This is a genomic window from Cupriavidus sp. GW823-FHT07B10, from assembly GCF_058794355.1.
On the sequence record NZ_JBXAGS010000011.1, the window covers coordinates 1 to 21,277 of the forward strand.

A 21,277-nucleotide genomic window follows, 5' to 3' on the forward strand; every position below is an offset into this window, starting at 1 on the left:
TGGCCTATGGCTTCCGTGATGACCACTACTTCTTCTTGAAGATCCGGGCGGCCTTCCCCGGAAATCGGTGAAGAACCTTTTTTTTGGTTCAACGAGGAATTCCGGGGAACGCCGCCTTGATCTTTAGGTAGAAGTATTCCTCGTCACGGTAGCCGTAGGCTCGGCGCTTGATGACTTTGATGGTGTTGTTGATGCCCTCAACGACGCTTGTGTTCAGCGGGTGCCGGCATCACGCGCTATACGATGCCCGAGCGAACTGTTACGCCTTCCTGTGAGCGGAGAGGTGAACATTCGGATATCCGCATATTCTGATTTGATGCCTTCATTGCATGCTGCACTGCAAGTGTCGAACAAATCGGAGACACGATTTCACAGCGCGGTCGGCCGTCTCAGTTCGACCCAGTGCTGCCTCTCAAATGAGATGGACGACCGTCAGGTTCCAGCGCGACATGAGACCATCGCGGATGAGACCACGTCCACGACTTTGCGAATTGGAGTTCTGGATGACAGCTAGCGTCACGCACGCAAGCTCGTCGCAGCCTACGGAAAGTCTTCACGGTGCTCCGCCCATGTCAGGATCGCATCCAGTGCCGGGCACAACGCCTGGCCCCAATCAGTCAGGCGGTAGTCCACCTTCGGCGGCACCTGATGATAGACCGTACGTGTCACGATGCCGTCCGCTTCGAGGCGGCGTAGCTGCTGGGCAAGCATCTTCTGTGTGATGCCGGGGATCAGTCTCTCGAGGTCCGAAAAGCGCTGTACCTGACCACCGAAAAGGTGAAACAAGATCACCAGCTTCCAGCGGCCTTCCAGCAGCTTGAATGCGGCTTCGACATCAATTGCGGCAGTCGCGGGAGTGTAGTTTTTTCGGTTAGCCAAGGGTTACTTACTTTTTTGTGCGTTCTTGCGATACGGTAACTGTAGCGCCATGATTGGGGCATGCAAACCTTCACGTTGAGGTGAACCCCGATGAACATGATGCTGCCTCCGCCCCTGGATGCCTATCTACTCGCGGAAACCGTCACCGACTCCGCCCCTCTCTCGAACTGCTTTACCGCCGATGCCGTCGTGCGGGACGAAGGCCGCACGATCAAGGGGCTGGAAGCAATCCAGGCCTGGAAGAAGGACAGCAAAACCAGGTACCAGTACAGCATTGAGCCGTTGGACGTCTCCCAGGACGGCGCCACTGTGACGATGCACGCACGACTCACGGGCACATTTCCCGGTAGCCCGGTCGAGCTGACCTACACGTTCGTCCTGGCCGGCGGCAGGATTGCGTCGCTGGAGATTCGCCAATGAGCTCCGCACCCGAACTTCTGGGGCTTCGGGCGCTCGTTACGGGCGGAACGAAAGGCGTCGGCAAAGCCGTCGTCGCACGCCTTTGCGAGGCAGGGGCGAACGTCCTGACGACGGCGCGTTCCCGTCCCGATGGACTTGCCGAAGAACGGTTCATCGGGGCGGACATCACGACGGCCAAGGGCTGTAAAGCCATTGTCGACGCCGTGCTCAAGCGGTTCGGTGGCGTCGATATAGTCGTGCACGTCGTGGGCGGCTCATCTGCACCGGCCGGTGGCTTCAGCGTGCTAGATGACGATGAATGGAACAAGGCATTGAACCTGAACCTATTCCCGGCAGTGCGCATCGATCGCGCGCTGTTGCCCTCGATGGTCGAGCAGCGTTCGGGCGTCATTATCCACGTCACGTCGATCCAGCGGCAATTACCGTTGCCGGAGGCGACGATTGCCTATGCCGCCGCCAAGGCTGCCCTGTCAAACTACAGCAAAGCCTTGTCCAAGGAGGTCAGTCCGAAGGGCGTTCGCGTCGTGCGTGTCTCCCCGGGCTGGGTCGAGACGGATGCCGCCGCAGGTCTCGTTGCCGAGATCGCCCGACAAGGCGGCATCGACGCGGAAGGCGCCCGCAAGGTCATCATGGATTCGCTCGGCGGCATTCCTCTTGGCCGGCCATGCTCACCCCGGGAAGTGGCAGAACTCATTGGTTTCCTCGTCTCTGGCCGCGCCAGCGCCATCACCGGCACTGAGTACGTCATCGACGGAGGAACTGTTCCGACTGCGTGATCTGAGCCGCTTGCCCGGCCGCCCTGGTGTCGAATGTGTCTGCCTACGGACAGGCAGCCACGACCAAGCCTCTTCTGCGACACAGGGCTTCTGTTCGCGACCGCCGCAACGGTCTACGAGCCGAAGGTCACAGCATCATTGACGACTGTCTCTTATCGGTCCGGGAGCGGGCAGTCGTGAAATTTCCTTGAGCGACTCAAGCTGGCCGAACTCGGCCGTCGGACCAGTGGCCTTCCCCGGAAATCGGCGATGGGGGGCCACGCGACCCGCGGCAATTGGCTTGGCACCTGCGAGACAGACCTTGGCGTTCCCGCGCGCGTCGCGGCTGCGTCTCCACGCGACAGTAGCAGGCGATATCGCATCGATGCGTTATCGCCTGCCGCCAGTGCCCAAGAGCGCTGGCACTGGAACTACTGGAGACAAGATGAAGCTTACCTCTCTCGAGCTGATGCGCGTGCGCACCGGCGACCGGCTGGAACGGCTACCCGTATGCGGGTATCACCGCCTTCTGTTTGCCATCATTGCGCTGGCCTTCTTTTTCGATAACCTCGACCTGGCCATGATGACGTATCTGCTGGGATCGATTCGGACGGAATTCGGGTTGACTGCAGCGCAGGCCGGCATGCTCGGCAGCGCCAGCTTCGTCGGCATGGCCACTGGCGCGATCAGCTCCGGGGTGCTGGCGGACAAGTTCGGCCGCAAGCCGGTCTTCCAGGTCAGCATGATCATCTGGGGCGTGGGCAGCTATCTGTGCTCCACCGCGAACGGTCCCATGGAGCTGGGTGCGTATCGGCTGTTGCTCGGGCTCGGCATGGGCATGGAGCTGCCATTGGCGCAGACGCTGATGTCGGAATTCATTCCCGCGCGCCAGCGCGGCAAGTACCTGGCGCTGATGGACGGAAACTGGCCGATCGCCTTCATTTGCGCTGGGCTGATGTCGTACTACGTGCTGAGCGCCTACACCTGGCGCACGATGTTCCTGCTCGGCGCGGTCCCGGCGCTATTCCTGATCGTAGTCCGCCGCTTTGTGCCCGAGTCCCCGCGCTGGCTGGAGTCGCAGGGACGCCATGCCGAAGCGGCCGACATTGTCGACCGTATCGAGCAATCGGTCATGCGGCGGATGAAGCTCGATGCGTTGCCGGAAGTCACGCCGGCGGCAGCGGCGGCGGAGCCGGCCACATCGGGCCTGCGCGTGCTCTGGTCCCGCGAGTACCGTAGCCGGACCTTGACCGTATGGGGCCTGTGGTTCTTCGCCCTGCTGGGGTTCTACGGCCTCAATACCTGGATTGGCGCGTTGCTGCAGCAATCGGGCCTCGGGGTAACCAAATCCGTGCTGTACACGGTGTATATCTCAATCGGCGGCATTCCCGGCTTTCTCTGGGCCGCATGGGCGGTGGAGCGCTGGGGGCGCAAGCCAGCATGCGTGGCGACTCTGGTGGGCGGGGCGTGCATGGTGTTTATCTATGGCAGGGTCGCCGGGTCCAGTCCCGACCCCATGGCGCTCTTCCTTTCCGGCGGCATGATGCAGTTCTTCATGTTCGGCATGTGGGCAGTGCTCTATACCTATACGCCGGAACTGTATCCCACGCGGGCGCGCGCTTCAGGTTGCGGGATGGCGTCGACGGTCGGGCGGATCGGATCGCTGCTGGGTCCGGCGCTGGTGGGGCTGGTCCTGCCCGTTGCCGGCCAGGCCGGAGTGTTCTGCCTTGGCGCGCTGTGTTTCCTTGCTGCGGCCGGCGTCGTGTTCCGGTTCGGCATCGAGACCCGTGGCAGAGCGCTGGAGACCATTGCTGACTAATACCGCCCCTAGCGATGCATGCGCCCGGGCCCGGCAGCCTTCATGATGCACGCAGGCGCTTCGCATTTGCCATCGCGCGGCCGTGGATCGGCGCGAGGATCTGCTGCATCAGGTTTGTCGCCAGGTCTGCCAGCTGCAGCGGGTTGCCGGGGAACCCGGCGGCCAATTGCAGAAGGTCGGCCTGGCGTTCGAACCATTGCGCGGCGGATCGACTGGACGCCAGCGTCGCCGCGGCCGCGGAGGTCGCCCAAAGATGATCGCTGGTGTCCTTTGCGAGGGTCATGGTCAGGTTGATCCATCCCGAACCCATGGCAAGCAACGATTCAGACGCGGCCTCTCCTTTCTCAACGCTCATCAGGCTGAATTCGCGCTGGTCCTGTTCGCCAGGCGCCGGACCGGCGATGGCCATGCGCGTGGTGCGAATGCTGACGACATGTATTGCTGCCTGGAGCAGTTCGCACATGTCACGAAAGAGGCGGGAGGAGTTTGCAGAAGCGTCGAGGATCGGCTGCGGAAGAGGGGAGGAGGGCACGCGGGTTTTCCTTCGGCATCCGATGAATAACGGACACCTGGCAAGTTCTTGGGAGGCGAGCGGCGTCCGGGTCGCTTTTCGAAGGCGTAGCCGGCTGGCATGCCTCCAAGCATAGGGGTATTTATGTTGCATTGCACCATTTCTTTTGGTTTTCTGCGCTGGATCGGCACGACACGACAGGATGCGGCTTCCCCCGAGCCGCGCTACGCCAAAGCCCTGATTGGTGTCGAAGCCTCAACAGTGTGGGTACCTTGGCGCGCCTACCGCCGTGCGCCGCCGCGGCCTACGATTTGCTCCATGCCGCGGCACGCAGTGGTGAGTGCCACGGCATCCCTTCACATTTTCCATCCCTCAGGAGCCGACATGACCCAACGCGTGAATGCCATGAAGCAGTCCCCCGAACTCTTCAAGAAGTACCTGGAATTCGGCACCCTGCTGCAGGACAATGCGATCGAGCCATCCATCCGTGACCTGGTCGAGATTCGCGCTTCGCAACTCAATGGCTGTGCCTTCTGCCTGGACATGCACGTCAAGCAGTCGCGCATCCATGGCGAGCGAGAGCTCCGCCTTCACCATGTCGCGATCTGGCGCGAATCGACGCTGTTCCAGCCGCGCGAGCGGGCCGCGCTGGCGTGGACCGAGGTGCTGACCAATATCCCGCCGCACGGTGTGCCGGATGACCTGTACGAGCGCGTGCGCGCGCATCTGTCGGAAAAGGAACTCTCGGACCTGACCTTTCTGGTCATGGCCATCAATGGCTGGAACCGGCTGAACGTGGCCTTCCGGACCGTGCCGGGCTCGGCCGACAAGGCCTATGGCCTCGATAAGGCAAAGCTGGAGTGACATCGTGAAAATCATCAGAACGCTGGGCCTGGCCCCGCTGCTGCTTTCCGTCCTGCTGGTGGCGCAACCGGCCATGGCTGCGCCGCCGGAGCCCAAGGTGACGCTGCTGTCGACAGAGGCGCTTCCGGAATATCCCGGCAAGGAGGTGCAGATGATCGTGGTGGAATACCCGCCCGGCGGCGCCGACCCGGTGCATCGCCATGACGCGCACGGATTCGTCTATGTCCTTGAGGGCAGTATCGTGATGGGAGTCCGGGGCGGCAAGGAAGTCACGCTGACTGCCGGGCAGACCTTCCACGAAGGCCCTGACGATATTCATACTGTCGGGCGCAACGCCAGCAACACCAGGCCCGCGAAGTTCATGGTGCTGTTGCTGAAGAACAAGGGCGCTCCGATCCTGACGCCAACGAAGTAGCACATTGGCCGGCTGCGGATGCGATCCCGAAGGTTCAGGGATCGCATCCGCGGGCCCGTCGTTGCGCGCAGCTCAGTCAACCACTGCCACGACGCTGACAATGCCCTGCCTGGCCATCTTCACATAGGGGCAGAAGCGCTCGGTATTGCGCACCAGTTCTTCCGCCACCTGTCGTTGCACGCCAGGCATCCTGACCCGGATGTCCGCGGCCAGCGCGAAGCCGCCGTCAACGGGATCGCGGCCGAACGCTATCTCCACTTCCACTGCGAGGTTGTCGACGCTGACATTGGATCGCTGGGCCAGCAGGTTCAGCGCCCCATGAAAGCAGGCGGCATATCCCGCGGCGAACAACTGCTCGGGATTGGTGCCGTGGCCGTGGCCGGGGCCGCCCAGCGCCGCCGGCAGCCGCAGGTCGATGACAAGATTGCCGTCGTCGGAACGCGCCACGCCCGAGGCGCGGCCGTGTCCGGTTTCCCCGCCCGAGACGGTGACGGTCGTGGTGTAGAGGGCGTGGAAGCCCTGCCCGCGATACTTGTCGAGCAGGCTCAGCGGGGGGGCTTGCAGCCCCTTGTTGTCCATATGGCCCGCCCGCGTTGTCAGGCCTTCGGCTTCTGGCTCTGTCGCAGCCACGCTTCGAAAGCGGTCTTGCCCAGGCGTGCCGGGCCTTCCGGTACCAGCGTATCGTCTTGCAGTTCGGCGCCGAAATAGCGGGCCTTGCCATCGACGACAACCTTGCGCGGATCCTTGGTGGCATCGAGATAGCGTTGCACGAGGTCGCTCAGGTGGAAGCGTTCCGGCCCGGCGATATCGACGATGCCGTTGACGGGATCGGCAAGGGCGTGGTCGGCCACAGCTTCGGCCACGTCATCCGAGGCAATCGGCTGGATCGATGCGGATGACAGGCGCACGGAATCGCCATCGGCGCCCGACTGGACGATGCCGCCAAGGAATTCGAGGAACTGCGTGGAGCGGACAATGGTGTAAGGGATGCCGGCGTTCCGGATCAGCGCTTCCTGCGCAATCTTGCCGCGGAAGTAGCCACTTTGTGAGAGCTTGTCCGTGCCGACCACTGACAGCGCCACATGGTGCGCGACACCGGCTGCCTTCTCCGCCGCCGCAAGGTTGCGGCCGGACGTCTCGAAGAAATGCAGGACGGCATCATCCGCGAACGATGGCGAGTTGGCCACGTCCACGACAACCTGCGCCCCGGCAAGTGCCTGGCTCAGGCCTTCGCCTGTCAGCGCATTCACGCCGGTCTGCGGAGACGCGGCAACGACTTCATGGCCTTGCCCGGCAAGCCGGGCGACGACCTTGCTGCCGATCAGGCCAGTACCTCCAATCACAACGATCTTCATCATGCACCTCGATTCTGGTGGAAGGGATGGGCATCCAACCCATGTCCCATGCTAGGCGAAGGGGTGCAGTGACGGTAGCGCCGGCGGCGGACGCATGGTGTTTCCCGTTCGGCACCAATGGTGCGGCCGGGTTGTGGCGTTTTCTCAGCCGGTCACCTTCGACCGATACTCGCTGGGCGAGAAGCCCAGGTTGCGCTGGAACGTAAGGCGCATCCGTTCCTCGCTGCCGAAGCCGCACTGCCTTGCGATCTGCTCCACCGGCAGATGCAGGTCCTGGAGCAGCCGGCGTGCGGCTTCCAGCCGGAAATGCTCAACCCCCTTGGCCGGGGTGCGCCCGGTCTTTTGCTTGTAGACCCGGGCAAAGTTGCGGGGGCTCATTCCGACCTGTTCGGCGAGCTGTTCCACTGACAGCCCTTCCCGCGACAGGTTTTCGATGATCCATAGATGGAGCGCCTCGAACAGCGGCACGTGCCGGCTCTGCGCCAGCAGGATCTCGCTGATCTGTGGCTGCGTGCCCGGCCGCTTGATGAAGACCGCCAGCTCCCTGGCCGCGCTCAGCGAGATATCGTGGCCATAGTCGTCCTCGACCAGCGCAAGCGCCATGTCGATGCCGGTGGTCACGCCGGCCGAGGTCCAGATGCGGTCCTGGCGGACGAAAATGGCGTCCCGGTCCAGTTCGACCGAGGCAAAGCGCGCGCGGAACTGCGCATGCATCGCCCAGTGAGTGGCAGCGCGCCTGCCGTCAAGCAAGCCCGCTTGCGCAAGCAGGAAGGCCCCGCTGCAGACCGAGGCAACGCGGCGTACCTGTCCGGCGGCCTGCTGCAGCCAGGCGACCAGCGAGGTGGCGCTGTCGAGCACCCTGACCATCTCGGGGGCACCCGGGAGGATGATCGTATCGATGTGCTGCAGATCGATTTCCGAGAGCGCCATGGCCTGCACGGCGGTGCCTTCGGCCGAGGCAACCAGGCCGCCGTGCTCGCTTGCCAGGTGGCTCCGGTAGCCGGCGAAGCCGCGTTCGCGTGCAAACCGGGAGGCAGCCCAGAACACAGTTTGCGGTCCGGTGAGATCAAGCAGGCTCATGTCCGGGAAGGCCACGAACAGAAGATTGCGTGGCTGGTCGTCAAGTGTCCGGGAAGAGGGCGCAGGCGGAGAGGGAACCATGGCAGGGATCTTGAAAGTCGATGGATGTTATGCCGCCGGCGCGATCCCGCGCAAGGCATGTGGCCGGCAAGCACGCGCAGTGCGACGCCTTCGCCACGGATCGCAGCGGAAGGCCCTGTGGACCGGCGCCTTCCGCTGCTTCATGTCTGCATTGTCGCCGCTCGCGCCAGGCCGGTTGGCAGAAATCCAGGGGCATCTGTCATTTACCCGGGCATGGCGTGTCATTACGATCATGCCATGGTTGTGCACCGCACAGCGTGGACCCTCATTCGTTGCGCCGCTCCGAAAGGCAATGACATGGACATCGTCGTTCCAGACGTTCGCCCGACGTCCCCTGTCAACCGCGGGGGGGCGGATAGAGACGTAACCGGTATGCCGCAGCGGGGCTTTCGCCCCGGCCCGCCGGATCGCGCGGACGGGCTGTCCGCCAGTTTCGCGGCAAGCTACGCCGGCATCATCGCCTTCATGGCGGTCGCCACCGAGGGCAGCTTCTCCAAGGCGGGCGAGCGGCTGGGCATCGGCCGCTCAGCGGTCAGCCGCAACGTCCTGAAGCTGGAAACGCAGCTGAGCACGCGGCTGTTCCTGCGCACCACGCGCACCACCCAACTGACCCGCGAGGGCGAGCGCTTCTTCGAGAACTGCCACCAGGGCGTGGCGCATATCGTCGAGGCCATGAACGACATGCTGGAACTGCGCCTTGGACCGCCAAGCGGCCTGCTTCGCATTAGCGCGACGGCCGGCTTCGGGCGCAAGGTGGTGGCGCCGCTGCTGTCGAAGTTCTCGGCGGCTTATCCGGACATTTCCCTGGACCTGGTGCTCGATGACCGGCCAACGGACTTCGCGGCCGGGAACATCGACGTCGCGTTCCGCAATGGCCGCATCGAGGATTCAAGCATCGTTGCGAAGCAGCTGATCCCGATGCAGATGGCTGTGTGCGCGTCTCCTGCCTACGCGGCGCGGCATGGACTACCGTCGACGCTGGAGGATCTCGCCCGGCACGAATGCATCAACACCCGCATCGCCGGCGCGCGCATCCTTGAATGGGAATTCAAGGTCGAGGGGCATGTGCGCAAGGTTGTGCCTGCCGCAAGGCTGACGTTCAATGACCCTGAGCTGGTGCTGGCGGCGGTGCTCGACGGGCTGGGCATCGCGCAGATGGCGGGCTACCAGGCCTGCGACCGCATCGCCCGCGGCGAACTGGTCATCGCCATGGGACGGTATGCGCCTGACGACCGCGGGCATTACATCTGTTACCTCAGCCGCCAGCACCTGCCCTCGCGCATCCGCGTTTTTGTTGACTTCATGACTGAAGAGATCCGGGCGCTCAATCTGCATTGCCTGGCGGATTTCTACACGGACTACTCGACGACAGGCTACCGGTCCTTCAGATAGCGTTGTTGTAAGGGCGCGGGCAATCGAATGTCCCGCCTCAGCTCCCGCACGCGTGAATCAGGAACTCCCTCAGCGCATCCGCCGGCTTGCCCAGCTTGCGCCCGGGCTGCCACAGCATGCCAACCTCCATGTCCGGCACCGCATTGGCAATCGGGCGGGCCTCGATCTGCTTTCCCTCCAGTGACCACGGGCGATACACCATGTCGGACAGCACGGTGACGCCGAAGCCATGCGCCACCAGCCCGCGCAGGGCCTCCATCGAGCCGGTCCGGAATGCGACCTTGGGTGCGAGCCGGTGGCTGCGCCAGTAACGCAGCGTGGATTCCTCGGCCTCGTCCACGGTGATGAGGATATACGGATAGGCCGCAATATCGCGCAGCGAAGGGCGCTCGACGGCCAGCAGCGGATGGCTGGACGAAGTCCACAACTGGCGCCGGGATCGCATCAGCGTATGGCGCTGGAAGCGCTGGGGCCGCTCCAGGTTCGACAGCAGCGCGATGCCCAGCTCGATCTCCCCCGCCAGCACGGCCCGCTCGATATCGGGCCGGTCCATGTCGAGCAGATCCAGTTCGATGTCCGGATAGTTGGTGCGAAAGCGCGCCAGCAGCCCCGGCAGGAAGTAGCCCAGCACCGTATAGGAGGCGGCAAGGCGCACGCTGCCCTGCAACCCGTGCACCTGGAAGCGCGGCTCGCGCAGCGCATCCTCGACCGAATCCAGGATCTGGCGGGCGTGCTGGAAGAAGAGGTGGCCTTCTGCCGTCAACGTCACCCCATGGGGCCGGCGCTCGAACAGGCGTACCGCCAGGCGCTGCTCAAGCGCCAGCACGGCATTGGTGATGGCCGACTGCGAGACATGCTCGGCGGTCGCGGCCATCGAGAATTGCCCGGTCTCCGCGGCCGCGACGAAGTAGCGGAACTGCCTCAGCGTGACTTCCTTGGCCAGTCTTTCCGAGCCTTCGCGCGCCTTGAACATGGGAATCTCCGGGTTATCCGTTTTTCAGATATCAGGTGTTTGAATTCATGATTTTACGATGACGGCACGGATTTCTAAACTGCTCCGGATACAAGAGAACAAGCACGGAGACTGAGATCGTGAATGCCCCGCTGAACCCCGCCTTGCTCGAAGCCCTGGCCAGCGCCAGCCTGGACGACAAGTACACCCTGGAGCAGGGCCGCGTCTACATGAGCGGCGTGCAGGCCCTGGTCCGCCTGCCAATGCTACAGAAGGCGCGCGACCGCGCCGCCGGCCTCAACACCGCCGGCATTATCTCGGGCTATCGCGGCTCGCCGCTGGGCGGCGTCGACCAGGCCCTGTGGAAGGCCAAGCAGCACCTGGCGGCCAGCGACGTGGTGTTCCAGCCCGGCGTCAACGAAGACCTTGCCGCGACCGCCGTCTGGGGCAGCCAGCAGGTCAACCTGTTCCCCGGCGCCACGCGCGACGGCGTGTTCTCGATGTGGTATGGCAAGGGGCCGGGCGTGGACCGGTCCATCGACGTGCTCAAGCACGCCAATTCGGCCGGCTCGTCGCGCCATGGCGGCGTGCTGCTGCTGGCCGGCGACGACCATGCCGCCAAGTCCTCCACCGTGGCGCACCAGTCGGAGCACGTGCTGCAGGCCGCCGGCATCCCGGTGCTGTACCCCGCCAATGTGCAGGAGTACCTCGACTACGGCCTGCATGGCTGGGCCATGAGCCGGTATTCCGGCCTGTGGGTGGCAATGAAGTGCGTCACCGACGTGGTGGAGTCGACCGCCTCGGTCGAGATCGATCCCGAGCGCGTGCAGATCGCGCTGCCGCAGGACTTTGTCATGCCGCAGGGCGGACTCAATATCCGCTGGCCCGATTCCCCGCTGGAGCAGGAGGCGCGGCTGCTTGACCACAAGTGGTATGCGGCGCTGGCCTATGTGCGGGCCAACCGCCTCAATCGCGTCGTGCTCGATTCGCCGAACGCGCGCTTCGGCATCATGACCGCCGGCAAGGCGTACCTGGACGTGCGCCAGGCGCTCGCAGACCTGGGCCTGGACGATGACACCTGCGCCCGCATCGGCATCCGCGTCTACAAGGTGGGTTGCGTGTGGCCGCTGGAGGCGCACGGCGCCCGTGAGTTCGCCACCGGCCTGGAAGAGATCCTGGTGGTGGAAGAGAAGCGGCAGATCCTCGAATACGCACTCAAGGAAGAGCTGTACAACTGGCGCGAGGATGTGCGGCCCAAGGTCTTCGGCAAGTTCGACCAGCGTGGCAACGATGGCGGCGAGTGGTCGGTGCCGCGTGGCAACTGGCTGCTGCCCGCGCACTATGAATTGTCGCCGGCGCTGATCGCCAAGGCCATCGCCCGCCGGCTGGAACGTTTTGACCTGCCGGAAGCGGTGCGCGCACGCATTGCCGCGCGCGTGGCGCTGATCGAGGCCAAGGAGCGCGAGGCCGCGCAGCCGCGCATCGCGGTGGAGCGCAAGCCCTGGTTCTGCTCGGGGTGCCCGCACAATACGTCCACGCGCGTGCCGGAGGGCTCGCGTGCGCTGGCCGGCATCGGGTGCCACTACATGACCCTGTGGATGGACCGCAATACCGACACCTTCAGCCAGATGGGCGGCGAAGGCGTGGCCTGGACCGGCCAGATGCATTTCACCGGCGACAAGCACGTGTTTGCCAACCTGGGCGACGGCACGTATTTCCACTCGGGGCTGCTGGCCATCCGCGCATCGATCGCGGCCAAGGCCAATATCACCTACAAGATCCTGTTCAATGACGCCGTGGCAATGACCGGCGGGCAGCCCATCGACGGCGTGCTGACGGTGCCGCAGATTGCGCACCAGGTGCTGGCCGAGGGCGCGAAGAAGCTGGTCGTCGTCACCGACGAGCCGCAGAAGTATGGCGACGGCGCCATGCTGCCGTCTGGCGTGGCCGTGTTCCACCGCGACCAGCTCGACGCCGTCCAGGTCGAGCTGCGCGATACCGCGGGCGTCACCATCCTGATCTACGACCAGACCTGCGCGACCGAGAAGCGCCGCCGCCGCAAGCGCGGCACCTATCCTGACCCGGCCAAGCGCGCCTTTATCAACGACGCGGTCTGCGAGGGCTGCGGCGATTGCTCGGCCAAGTCCAACTGCCTGTCGGTGGAGCCGCTGGAGACCGAACTCGGGACCAAGCGCAAGATCAACCAGTCGTCGTGCAACAAGGATTTCTCCTGCGTCAACGGCTTCTGCCCGAGCTTTGTCACTGCCGAGGGGGCGCAGGTGCGCAAGCCCGCGGCAGCGGGTGGCAAAGGCACCGGCGCCGACTTCGAGGCGCTGCCGCTGCCGCGGCTGCCGGCCCTGGAGCGGCCGTACGGCGTGCTGGTCACCGGTGTGGGCGGCACTGGCGTGGTCACCATCGGCGGCCTGCTGGGCATGGCATCGCACCTTGAACGCAAGGGCGTGACCGTGCTCGACATGGCTGGCCTGGCACAGAAGGGCGGGGCTGTGATCAGCCACGTGCAGATCGCACCGGGCCCGGACCACCTGCATGCGACGCGTATCGCGACGGGTGAGGCGCGCCTGGTGATCGGGGGCGACGCCATCGTCTCGGCGTCGCCCGAGGTGTTGTCGAAGGTCCGGCATGGCCTGACCGCCGCCGTGGTCAACAGCGCCAACACGCCCACCGCGGAATTCATCAAGAACCCGAAGTGGAAGTTCCCCGGTGCCAGCGCCGAGCAGGACCTGCGCGCCAGCGTGGGCGATGCCTGCGCATTCTTCGACGCCAGCGCATGGGCGGTGACCCTGCTGGCCGACGCCATCTACTCCAACCCGCTGTTGCTCGGCTTTGCCTGGCAGAAGGGCTGGATCCCGCTGCAGCGTGAAAGCCTGCTGCGCGCGATCGAACTCAATGGGGTGTCGATCGACAAGAACCGGCTGGCATTCGAATGGGGGCGGTATCTCGCGCACCATGGCGAGGCGGCGGTCAAGGCGCACTTGCCGGGTGCTCCGGCGGCCCCGGCCGCACAGGTCGTGGCAATCCCGCAGGCGCTCGACACCCTGATCCGCAAGCGCGAGACGATGCTGGCCGAATACCAGAACTCTGCATATGCCGCCCGCTACCGCGAGGCTGTCGAGCGCATCCGCGCCGCGGAGCAGCAACTGGGCATCGACCGCAAGCTGCCGCTGACCGAGGCCGTGGCCCGCAACCTGGCCAAGCTGATGGCCTACAAAGACGAATACGAGGTGGCGCGCCTCTACGCCGATCCCGCCTTCCTGGACAAGCTGCGCGCCCAGTTTGAAGGGGAGCCCGGCCGCGACTACCAGCTCAACTTCTGGCTGGCGCCGCCGCTGCTGGCCAAGACCGACAAGGGCCACCCGGTCAAGCGCCGCTTCGGTCCGCGCACGATGACGGCATTCCGCTTGCTGGCGCGCCTGAAGGGGTTGCGTGGCACGGCGTTCGATGTGTTTGGCAAGACTGCCGAGCGCCGCGCCGAGCGGGCGCTGGTCAACGACTATCTGGCCTTGGTCGACGAGTTCGCGGCGTCCCTGAGCGCGGACAACGTCGACACCGCGCTGGCGCTTGCCGCGTTGCCGGAGGATATCCGCGGCTACGGCCACGTGAAGGAGGCCAGTATGGATGCGGCGGCAGTACGGCGGGACGCGTTGCTGGCGCAGTATCGCGGCGCGGCCCGGCGGGCTGCTGCTTGAGGGGCGGGCGGTTCGAGCCCTGCGCCGAACCGCCCCCCTGTCTATGCTTCGCGCCGGGCGAGCGCCAGAAAGGCGCCCAGGCCCAGCATCGTCACGCCCGACATCCGGGTCATCAAGCGGGCGCGAGCTTCGCGGGCGGCGCCGGACTTGAGCAGACGATGCGCGGCAAACACGACAACAACGTCGACCAGCGTATTGAGCGCGACGCAAATGCAGCCCAACAGCACCAACTGCGCCACCAGAGCTTCGCTCGCCGAGACAAACTGCGGCAGGAACGCCAGAAAGAACAGCGCCGTCTTGACGTTCAGGACCTCGACCATGATGCCCTCGACCAGAGCGCGGCGCGCACCTCTGGATGGCATGGTTTCGAGCGTGACCGGCGCCTGCTTGCGCATCAGCATGCGAATCCCCAGGTACACCAGATAAGCAGCACCCAGATACTTGAGCAGGTTGAATGCCACGGCCGACTGGGCAATGACCAGCGACAGGCCCAAGGCTGCCGCGAGCACATGGAGCAAGCCTCCGAGGGCGGTGCCGAAGCATGAAGCCAGGCCTGCGGATCGGCCGCCAGCCACCGTTCGTGCAACGACATAGGCGATGGCCGGGCCGGGGGTGATGGCGAGAACGATGGCTGCGATCAGGAAGGGGATGAATGACATGGCGGGGTATTCGTCAATGGTGAGGAAAAGCTGAGCGCGGGCCCGGGGGCAATTCAACCAGCCTTGCGCATGGACTGCGCAAGTTCGCCATACCCCCGCGCCTCCAGGGTCTCGGCGGCACCGAGGCGGTCCCGCAACTCCTTGTTCTGGCTGAGCTTGACCTTGCCCACCAGCGAAGTGACGGCGATCTCGATGCCCACGATGTTGCGCAGCATGCTGTCGATGTACTCCGGCGCGGAGTCCCCCATCTTCCAGGGCCTGGGTTCGGCTGCCTCGTGCCGCCGTGTCAGGCGCGCAACCAGGCGGCGAACAAAACGCTCGTCGTCATGCACGGTGATCGTGCCGTGCGCGTGCACCACCTCGTAGTTCCAGGTCGGCACCTGGCGGTGCGCCTCATGCTTGCTCGGGTACCAGTTGGGCGAGATATAGGCCTCGGCGCCCCGGAACACGACCATGACCGGCGAGCCGGTGGGGCAACGCTGCCAGAGTGGGTTCGCGCGGGCCACGTGGGCTGTGAGCACGCCGTGGGTTCCCTCGCCGGGATCGAACTCGAACGGGATGTGGTCGGCATCCAGTCCGGCGCTGCCTTGCGTAACCAGCATCCCCAGCGGGTGCTCGCGGATGATGCGGCCCAGTTCCTCTGGCCGGTTTTCAGCAAAGTGAGCAGGAATATACATGGTGGGGAATCGGAAGCGATGGAATGCTCGATACTGTCGCCGACAACTGGCACAATCGGAAGGTCCGGTTTTCATGATTCTTTATGGGCCAGTCACGCCAGCCAGCCGGTACCCGTGCCGGAGCCACGGGCGCGGGGCGCCGCATCTACGATCTTCTGCGTGCCCAGATCGCGGACGGCACCCTGCCGCCGGGCGCCCGGGCGCCGTCCACACGGGCGCTGGCGTCCGAGTTGGGGGTGTCGCGTACCACTGTCACCGCCGCCTACGAACAACTTGCTGCCGAGGGCTTCCTCGTCACTGCGGTGGGGCGCGTGGCCCGAATCGCCAGCCCCCTGGCGGCACCGGCACCAGCCGGGATCAGCGCAGGCCGGCGCGCCAGGTCCGCCCCAACCCTGTCCGAATTCGGGCGCCGCGTGGCGGGACTCGGCATGCCGGCACTGCTGCAGGCTGAACCGGTTCGTTTCGACTTCCTGTATGGGGCGGTGGCTTCGCGGGACTTCCCAACCCTGGCCTGGCGGCGTGCCTACCAGGCCGAACTGCTGCGCCAGCAAAACAGCCTGTCTTACGCCCCGCCAGAAGGTGAGGCGTCGCTGCGACGCGCCCTCCAGGGCTATTTGCGGCGTGCCCGGGGACTGGCCTGCGAGGCCGAGCAGGTTCTGGTGGTGCATGGCTCGCAGCAGGCCATCGACCTGTGCGCGCGGCTGCTGCTGGATGCCGGCGACGCCTTTGCCTTCGAAGATCCCGGCTACCTGATGGCGAGGCGCTGCTTCGAAGTCACCGGCGCCAGGTGCCAGGCCACGCCGGTGGACGGGCATGGCCTGGATACCGCCAGCCTTCCCCAGGACGATCGTGTGCGCCTGGTGTACGTGACACCGTCGCACCAGTTCCCACTAGGGGGCGTGCTGCCGATCGGCCGGCGCCTGGAGCTGCTGCAATGGGCGCAGCGCCACGACGCCTGGATCATCGAGGACGACTACGACGGGGAGTTCCGCTACGGCCAGCGCCCGATCGACACGCTGCGCTCGATCGACACCGACGGCCGCGTGATCTACGTCGGCACTTTCTCCAAGGCGCTGTCGCCACAACTGCGGCTCGGCTACCTGGTGCTGCCGCCTGAGCTGGTGCCGGTGTTCCGGCAGGCCAAGCGGCTGGCCGACCGCCATGCGCCCGTGCTGGAGCAGCGCGTGCTGGCAGCGCTGATCGAAAGCGGTGCCTACGAACGCCATGTGCGGCGCATGCGCCGGGAAAACGAGCGCCGGCGAGCGGCCTTGCTGGATGGCGTCGCACGTTTCCTGCCAGCGGACGCGGAAGTCTGCGGTACGGCGGCGGGGCTGCATGTGGTGCTGTGGTTGCCGTCGCTGCGGCCCCGCGACGAGACAGCGCTGGTGGCCGCTGCGCGCAGCCAGGATGTGGGGGTCTACCCGGTATCACCGTTGTTTGCAGGGGCCCGGCCGCACGGACAGCGTCGAGCGGCCGGGCTGGTGCTCGGTTATGCGAGTTTGACGGTGGAGCAGATTCAGCGGGGGATGCAGATTTTAGGGGCGGTGATTGCGGCGATGGGGCGGGCGCAAGGCCAGCCACATCAGCTTGATGGCCGCCTGACTACTGGTCAGGAGGCTCCAGGCGGGGGCCGCATCAATAGTTCATCGTCACGTTGAGCATGGCCACCCGCGGATTGCCCACTGGTAGCACGTTGTTGTTCAGGCCGCCCGCGTAGTACATCTTGTCGAACACGTTCTTGACGTTGAACGCCGCGCGCCAGTGCGATGCCACGTAGCCGACGGCAAGATCGGCCACCGTGTAGCCCGGCACGGTGTAGTTAAAGCTGTAGCCGCGCTTGGTGCTCTCGCCGCGCACGCCGGCACCGACGTACCAGCCAGCCAGCGCGCCGCGGAAGCGGTACTGGCTCCACACCGAGAAGCTGTGCCGGGGCACGCTGTTGAGCGGCTTGCCGACGTTCGCAGCCGTGGTGTCTTCGGTGACTTCGCTTGCGATATAGGCATAGGCGCCCGAAACGCTGAGGCCATTGCCGAGATCCTGCGTCAGCTCCATTTCCAGCCCGCGCGAACGCTGTTCGCCCACGGCCACGCTGAAGCCTGTGTTAACCGGATCGGTACTGAGCACATTGGTGCGGGTCAGGTCGAACGCGGCCAGGGTCAGCAGGCCGGTCTTGTCCGGCATGTCGAACTTGATGCCCACTTCGTACTGGCGGCCCTTCTCGGGCTTGAACGTGGCGCCGTTGACGTCGGTGCCGGCGTTCGGCAGGAACGAAGTGGCGAAGCTCAGGTACGGACGTGCCCAGTGCGTCAGGTCGTACATCACGCCCGCGCTGCCGGTGACGGCGTTGTCGTCGTTGCCGGTACGCGACCGCGCCAGCCGGTCCGTCGTGCTCGTCTGCGCGGATTCGTAGCGCACGCCGCCGGTCACGGTCCAGCGCTCGGCGATACGGATCTGGTCGCGCAGGTAGAGGCCAACCGCGTTTAGCGTATCGGTCGCGTCCAGGCTATAGGCGGACGGGCAGTTGATGCTGGCGCCATAGACCGGGTTGTAGACGTTCAGCGCTGCCACGCGGCACGTCTTCTGCAGGCGGTCTTCCTTCGTATGGCGGTAGTCGATGCCAAAGGTCACGCTGTGGGCATGCCCCGTGAACGCGAAAGTCCGCTGCACGTTAGTGTCAACACCGAACGAGTCCCCCGAGAAGCTCTGCTGCGTGCCACTGCGGTTCATCGCCTGGCTGTTGACGGCCATGGTGCCGGCCGACACCAGCGTGCCGGTCAGCGACGACGTCTGGTAGCGCAGGTTCTGGTTCAAGGTCCAGCCGGAGTCGAAGCGGTGCGTCAGCGCGTAGCCGATGCGGTTCTGCTCGCCGTCATAAGACGGCGCATTCGGCTCGCCGATGAAGCGGTTGCTCGGCACCACGCCATTGCGGTTCGGCACCAGGGTGCCATTCACTGGCAGGCCCTGCTGGCGCACGTAGTTGCGTTGGCTGTGGCTGGCCAGGATCGTGAAGTCCGTGCGCGTGCCAAGGTCGAGCGTCAGCGATGGCGCGATCCAGCGGTTGCGATACCAGACGTAGTCGGTCGGATCGTCGCTGTTCATCATCAGCGCGTTCAGGCGGAACGCGGCCTTGCTGTCCTTGGCCAGCGGCGTGCCGACGTCGACCGTCGCCTGCCGGAAGCCGTAGTTGCCGACGGTCAGGCCCAGTTCACCGAACAGTTCGGCACGCGGGCGCTTGCTGACCATGTTGACCAGGCCGCCCGGCTGCACCGCGCCGAACAGGATCGAGGCCGGTCCCTTGAGCACTTCCACGCGTTCCACGCCGAACAGCTCCTGCGCCACGCGGTTGTTGCTGTCGACGAGCAATCCGTCGGCAAAGATCGATTCCGATGCACGCTGGCCGCGGATGATGAAGTCGTCCCAGCCGCGCCTGCCATAGACGTTGGTGACCACGCCGGCTGAGTTTTGCAGCGCGTCGCTGAGGTTCTGTGCCTGCTGGCTGTCGAGCAGGTCACGCGTAATGACGGTGATCGACTGCGCGGCGTCGGCCGCGGATTGATCCGACTTGGTCACTCCGGCCGGCCGCCGCGTGCTGAAGCCTACGTCAGTTTGCCCGTCGGCGGCGGCGCTGACCGTCACGGATGGCAGCGTGGCGGGATCTTCGGCGGCGTGGGAAACGACGGGAGGCAGGAGCAGGCAACTGACGGCGGCGGGTATGGCAAGACGGCGGACAAGCATGAGGGCGCAAGGTGAAAACGACGAAAGTGGCGCATCATAAATGAGAATGGTTTGTATTTACAAGAATTTCGTCCGGCAAAAACCGTACTGACTTTTTGATTCGTATCCATCAACGCCGTTTCTATGGCACATGCTTTCCCTACATAGCGGTCCCTGCGCAGCCCCGTTGCTGCTATCAATGTTCTCTTCCCGGCCGCCTGCCCATGAAACGCACCACCACCATTCCAACCCCGCCGCCCGATGCCGCACATGTCCTGGTGCCGGCCGACGCGCAGGCGGGCCATGCCTGCGCCGACGACCGCAACTTCGTCACCGCGCTGGCACGCGGCATGGAGCTGTTGCGCGCCTTCGGGCCGCAGGACGATTACCTGGGCAACGCCGAGCTGTCGCGGCGCACCGGCATCCCGCGCCCGACCGTGTCGCGGCTCACCTACACGCTGGCCACGCTCGGCTATCTCACCTACATCGAAGCCACTGAGAAGTACCGGCTGGGGCAGGGCGCGATGGTGCTGGGCCACCGCTATGTAGGCGGCGCCGGCATCCGCGAGATCGCGCAGCCGCTGATGCAGTCGCTGGCGTTTGCCTCCGATTGCACGGTGGCACTGGCCATGCCGGACCGGCACGCCATGGTCTACCTGGAAAGCTGCCAGCCGCGCGGGGCGCTGGTGATCCGGCTGGCGCCGGGCGCGCGCCTGCCGATGGCCACCTCGGCGATCGGGCGCGCCTGGCTGGCGGGGCTCGATGCCGATCACCGCGAGGCCGCGCTGGCCGAACTGGCGCGCCACTATGGCTCGCGCTGGCCCGCCGTGCGCACCGGCATCGACCGTGCGCTGCGCGACCACGCACGGCGCGGCTTCTGCGTGGCGCATGCCGAATGGGACCGCACCGTCAGCGGCGCCGCCGCGCCGCTGCGCCTGGCGGGCAGCAGCGAGGTGCTGGCGTTGAATATCGGCGGGGCCGCGACACGGCTGTCGCCCGAGATCCTGGAAAGCAACCTGGGCCCGCGCATCCGCGAACTGGCCGAGACCCTGCAGGCGCGGCTGTGGCAACCCGGCGGCGCGCGCGCGACCGCCCGCTTTGCTTCCGCGCAGCCGGACCCTGATACCTATCCCCACGCGTCCAACGCATGACGCGGGCACTGAATTCAACGAGGAGACAACCCATGGAAGTACGCAACAAGACCGTCGTGGTGACCGGCGCGGCCACCGGCATCGGGCGCGCGCTGGCGCTGGCCTTTGCGCAGGCCGGCGCGCGCGGCGTGGCTGTGGCCGACCTGAACGCGGCCGGCGCCGCCACCGTTGCCACCGAGGTCCAGGCCGCGGCGCCTGCGTGCCAGGTGTTCGCCCAGCCGGTCGACGTGGCCGATGCCGCCGCCGTGCAGGGCCTGGCCGACGAGGCCACGCGCCGCTTTGGCCAGGTCGACATCTTCTGTTCCAACGCCGGCATCATCCTGCGCAAGGGGCTGGATGCGAGCGCCGACGAGTGGCAGCGCATCTGGGAAATCAACGTGATGGCGCATATCCACGCGGCCAGGGCGGTGCTGCCGCAGATGCTGGAGCGCGGCGACGGCTACTTCATCAACACGGTGTCGGCAGCGGGCCTGTTGTCGCAGATCGGCTCGGCGCCGTATGCGGTGACCAAGCACGCCGCCATCGGCTTTGCCGAGTGGCTGTCGATCACCTACGGCGACCGCGGCATCAAGGTCAGCTGCATCTGCCCGCAGGGCGTGCAGACCAACATGCTGTTCGGCGAGAAGGGCGAGCGCAAGGGCTTCCTGCAGGAAGGCTCGGTCACCGCCGAGCACGTCGCCGCGGTGACGCTGGAAGGGGTGGCCGATGAGCGCTTCCTGATCTTGCCGCACCCGGAGGTGCTTGAGTACTATCGCCGCAAGGGCCAGGACTATGACCGCTGGCTGCGCGGCATGCGGCGCCTGCATGACAAGGTGATGCAGGAGTTCGGCGGCATCGCGGTATAGA

General features: G+C 65.5%; 19 protein-coding genes and 1 pseudogene. 10 read left to right on the forward strand and 10 right to left on the reverse strand.

Annotated features, from left to right (window positions below):
• Positions 1-88: 88 nt before the first annotated feature.
• Positions 89-229, reverse strand: a pseudogene (locus tag AC1Q6V_RS21740) (transposase); the annotation flags it as partial.
• Positions 230-540: 311 nt separating this feature from the next.
• On the reverse strand, positions 541-879 hold the full coding sequence (locus tag AC1Q6V_RS21745) for a winged helix-turn-helix transcriptional regulator (RefSeq protein WP_011617580.1): 339 nt from the start codon (positions 877-879) through the stop codon (positions 541-543).
• A gap of 90 nt (positions 880-969) precedes the next feature.
• Here AC1Q6V_RS21745 and AC1Q6V_RS21750 point away from each other — a divergent pair, with 90 nt between their 5' ends.
• The 3 genes from AC1Q6V_RS21750 (at position 970) to AC1Q6V_RS21760 (ending at position 3,873) form a co-directional block, all read left to right on the forward strand.
• On the forward strand, positions 970-1,299 hold the full coding sequence (locus tag AC1Q6V_RS21750; protein ID WP_439669266.1) for a nuclear transport factor 2 family protein: 330 nt from the start codon (positions 970-972) through the stop codon (positions 1,297-1,299).
• Positions 1,296-2,075, forward strand: coding sequence for an SDR family oxidoreductase (locus AC1Q6V_RS21755; RefSeq protein WP_454749712.1), 780 nt, complete (start codon positions 1,296-1,298; stop codon positions 2,073-2,075). The genes AC1Q6V_RS21750 and AC1Q6V_RS21755 overlap by 4 nt, the downstream gene beginning before the upstream one ends.
• 424 nt (positions 2,076-2,499) lie before the next feature.
• The gene (locus tag AC1Q6V_RS21760) at positions 2,500-3,873 is read left to right on the forward strand and encodes an MFS transporter (protein WP_454749714.1); all 1,374 of its coding nucleotides are present in this window, start codon (positions 2,500-2,502) and stop codon (positions 3,871-3,873) included.
• A 40-nt stretch (positions 3,874-3,913) separates the two neighbouring features.
• Here AC1Q6V_RS21760 and AC1Q6V_RS21765 read toward each other — a convergent pair whose 3' ends face one another.
• Positions 3,914-4,405 (reverse strand): polyhydroxyalkanoate granule-associated phasin, encoded by a 492-nt coding sequence (locus AC1Q6V_RS21765; RefSeq protein WP_231881453.1) that lies wholly within the window; start codon positions 4,403-4,405, stop codon positions 3,914-3,916.
• Positions 4,406-4,768: 363 nt separating this feature from the next.
• On the opposite strand from AC1Q6V_RS21765, the gene AC1Q6V_RS21770 reads away from it, so the two are divergent.
• Both AC1Q6V_RS21770 and AC1Q6V_RS21775 read left to right on the forward strand, forming a co-directional pair.
• The gene (locus AC1Q6V_RS21770) at positions 4,769-5,248 is read left to right on the forward strand and encodes a carboxymuconolactone decarboxylase family protein (RefSeq protein WP_010812769.1); all 480 of its coding nucleotides are present in this window, start codon (positions 4,769-4,771) and stop codon (positions 5,246-5,248) included.
• Between the two features lie 73 nt (positions 5,249-5,321).
• On the forward strand, positions 5,322-5,663 hold the full coding sequence (locus AC1Q6V_RS21775) for a cupin domain-containing protein (RefSeq protein WP_371258340.1): 342 nt from the start codon (positions 5,322-5,324) through the stop codon (positions 5,661-5,663).
• Between the two features lie 72 nt (positions 5,664-5,735).
• On the opposite strand, the gene AC1Q6V_RS21780 is transcribed toward AC1Q6V_RS21775, so the two are convergent.
• The 3 genes from AC1Q6V_RS21780 to AC1Q6V_RS21790 form a co-directional block, all read right to left on the reverse strand.
• On the reverse strand, positions 5,736-6,242 hold the full coding sequence (locus AC1Q6V_RS21780) for an Ohr family peroxiredoxin (RefSeq protein WP_011617575.1): 507 nt from the start codon (positions 6,240-6,242) through the stop codon (positions 5,736-5,738).
• Between the two features lie 17 nt (positions 6,243-6,259).
• Complete coding sequence (locus tag AC1Q6V_RS21785; protein ID WP_010812772.1) at positions 6,260-7,018, reverse strand: SDR family oxidoreductase; 759 nt, start codon at positions 7,016-7,018, stop codon at positions 6,260-6,262.
• Positions 7,019-7,162: 144 nt separating this feature from the next.
• Positions 7,163-8,179, reverse strand: coding sequence for a GlxA family transcriptional regulator (locus tag AC1Q6V_RS21790; protein WP_454749711.1), 1,017 nt, complete (start codon positions 8,177-8,179; stop codon positions 7,163-7,165).
• A 372-nt stretch (positions 8,180-8,551) separates the two neighbouring features.
• Between AC1Q6V_RS21790 and AC1Q6V_RS21795 the strand changes: the two genes are divergently transcribed.
• Positions 8,552-9,571, forward strand: coding sequence for a LysR family transcriptional regulator (locus AC1Q6V_RS21795; RefSeq protein WP_058696542.1), 1,020 nt, complete (start codon positions 8,552-8,554; stop codon positions 9,569-9,571).
• 37 nt (positions 9,572-9,608) lie between these two features.
• Here AC1Q6V_RS21795 and AC1Q6V_RS21800 read toward each other — a convergent pair whose 3' ends face one another.
• Positions 9,609-10,544 (reverse strand): LysR substrate-binding domain-containing protein, encoded by a 936-nt coding sequence (locus AC1Q6V_RS21800; RefSeq protein ID WP_010812775.1) that lies wholly within the window; start codon positions 10,542-10,544, stop codon positions 9,609-9,611.
• Between the two features lie 119 nt (positions 10,545-10,663).
• On the opposite strand from AC1Q6V_RS21800, the gene AC1Q6V_RS21805 reads away from it, so the two are divergent.
• Positions 10,664-14,230: an indolepyruvate ferredoxin oxidoreductase family protein gene (locus AC1Q6V_RS21805; RefSeq protein ID WP_454749710.1), complete on the forward strand. Its 3,567-nt coding sequence runs from the start codon at positions 10,664-10,666 to the stop codon at positions 14,228-14,230.
• Positions 14,231-14,271: 41 nt separating this feature from the next.
• Here AC1Q6V_RS21805 and AC1Q6V_RS21810 read toward each other — a convergent pair whose 3' ends face one another.
• Positions 14,272-14,889, reverse strand: coding sequence for a LysE family translocator (locus AC1Q6V_RS21810; RefSeq protein WP_010812777.1), 618 nt, complete (start codon positions 14,887-14,889; stop codon positions 14,272-14,274).
• A gap of 53 nt (positions 14,890-14,942) precedes the next feature.
• The gene (locus AC1Q6V_RS21815; RefSeq protein ID WP_010812778.1) at positions 14,943-15,566 is read right to left on the reverse strand and encodes an FMN-binding negative transcriptional regulator; all 624 of its coding nucleotides are present in this window, start codon (positions 15,564-15,566) and stop codon (positions 14,943-14,945) included.
• 83 nt (positions 15,567-15,649) lie between these two features.
• Between AC1Q6V_RS21815 and pdxR the strand changes: the two genes are divergently transcribed.
• Positions 15,650-17,224 (forward strand): MocR-like pyridoxine biosynthesis transcription factor PdxR, encoded by a 1,575-nt coding sequence (pdxR, locus tag AC1Q6V_RS21820; protein ID WP_454749709.1) that lies wholly within the window; start codon positions 15,650-15,652, stop codon positions 17,222-17,224.
• Here pdxR and AC1Q6V_RS21825 read toward each other — a convergent pair.
• Positions 17,202-19,301 (reverse strand): TonB-dependent siderophore receptor, encoded by a 2,100-nt coding sequence (locus AC1Q6V_RS21825; RefSeq protein ID WP_454749708.1) that lies wholly within the window; start codon positions 19,299-19,301, stop codon positions 17,202-17,204. The two genes, pdxR and AC1Q6V_RS21825, sit on opposite strands and share 23 nt — an antisense overlap.
• Before the next feature lie 203 nt (positions 19,302-19,504).
• On the opposite strand from AC1Q6V_RS21825, the gene AC1Q6V_RS21830 reads away from it, so the two are divergent.
• The gene (locus AC1Q6V_RS21830; RefSeq protein WP_454749707.1) at positions 19,505-20,431 is read left to right on the forward strand and encodes an IclR family transcriptional regulator; all 927 of its coding nucleotides are present in this window, start codon (positions 19,505-19,507) and stop codon (positions 20,429-20,431) included.
• Positions 20,432-20,463: 32 nt separating this feature from the next.
• A complete protein-coding gene (locus AC1Q6V_RS21835; protein WP_010812782.1) occupies positions 20,464-21,276 on the forward strand; it encodes an SDR family oxidoreductase in 813 nt (270 codons plus the stop codon).
• The last annotated feature ends 1 nt before the right edge of the window (position 21,277 follow it).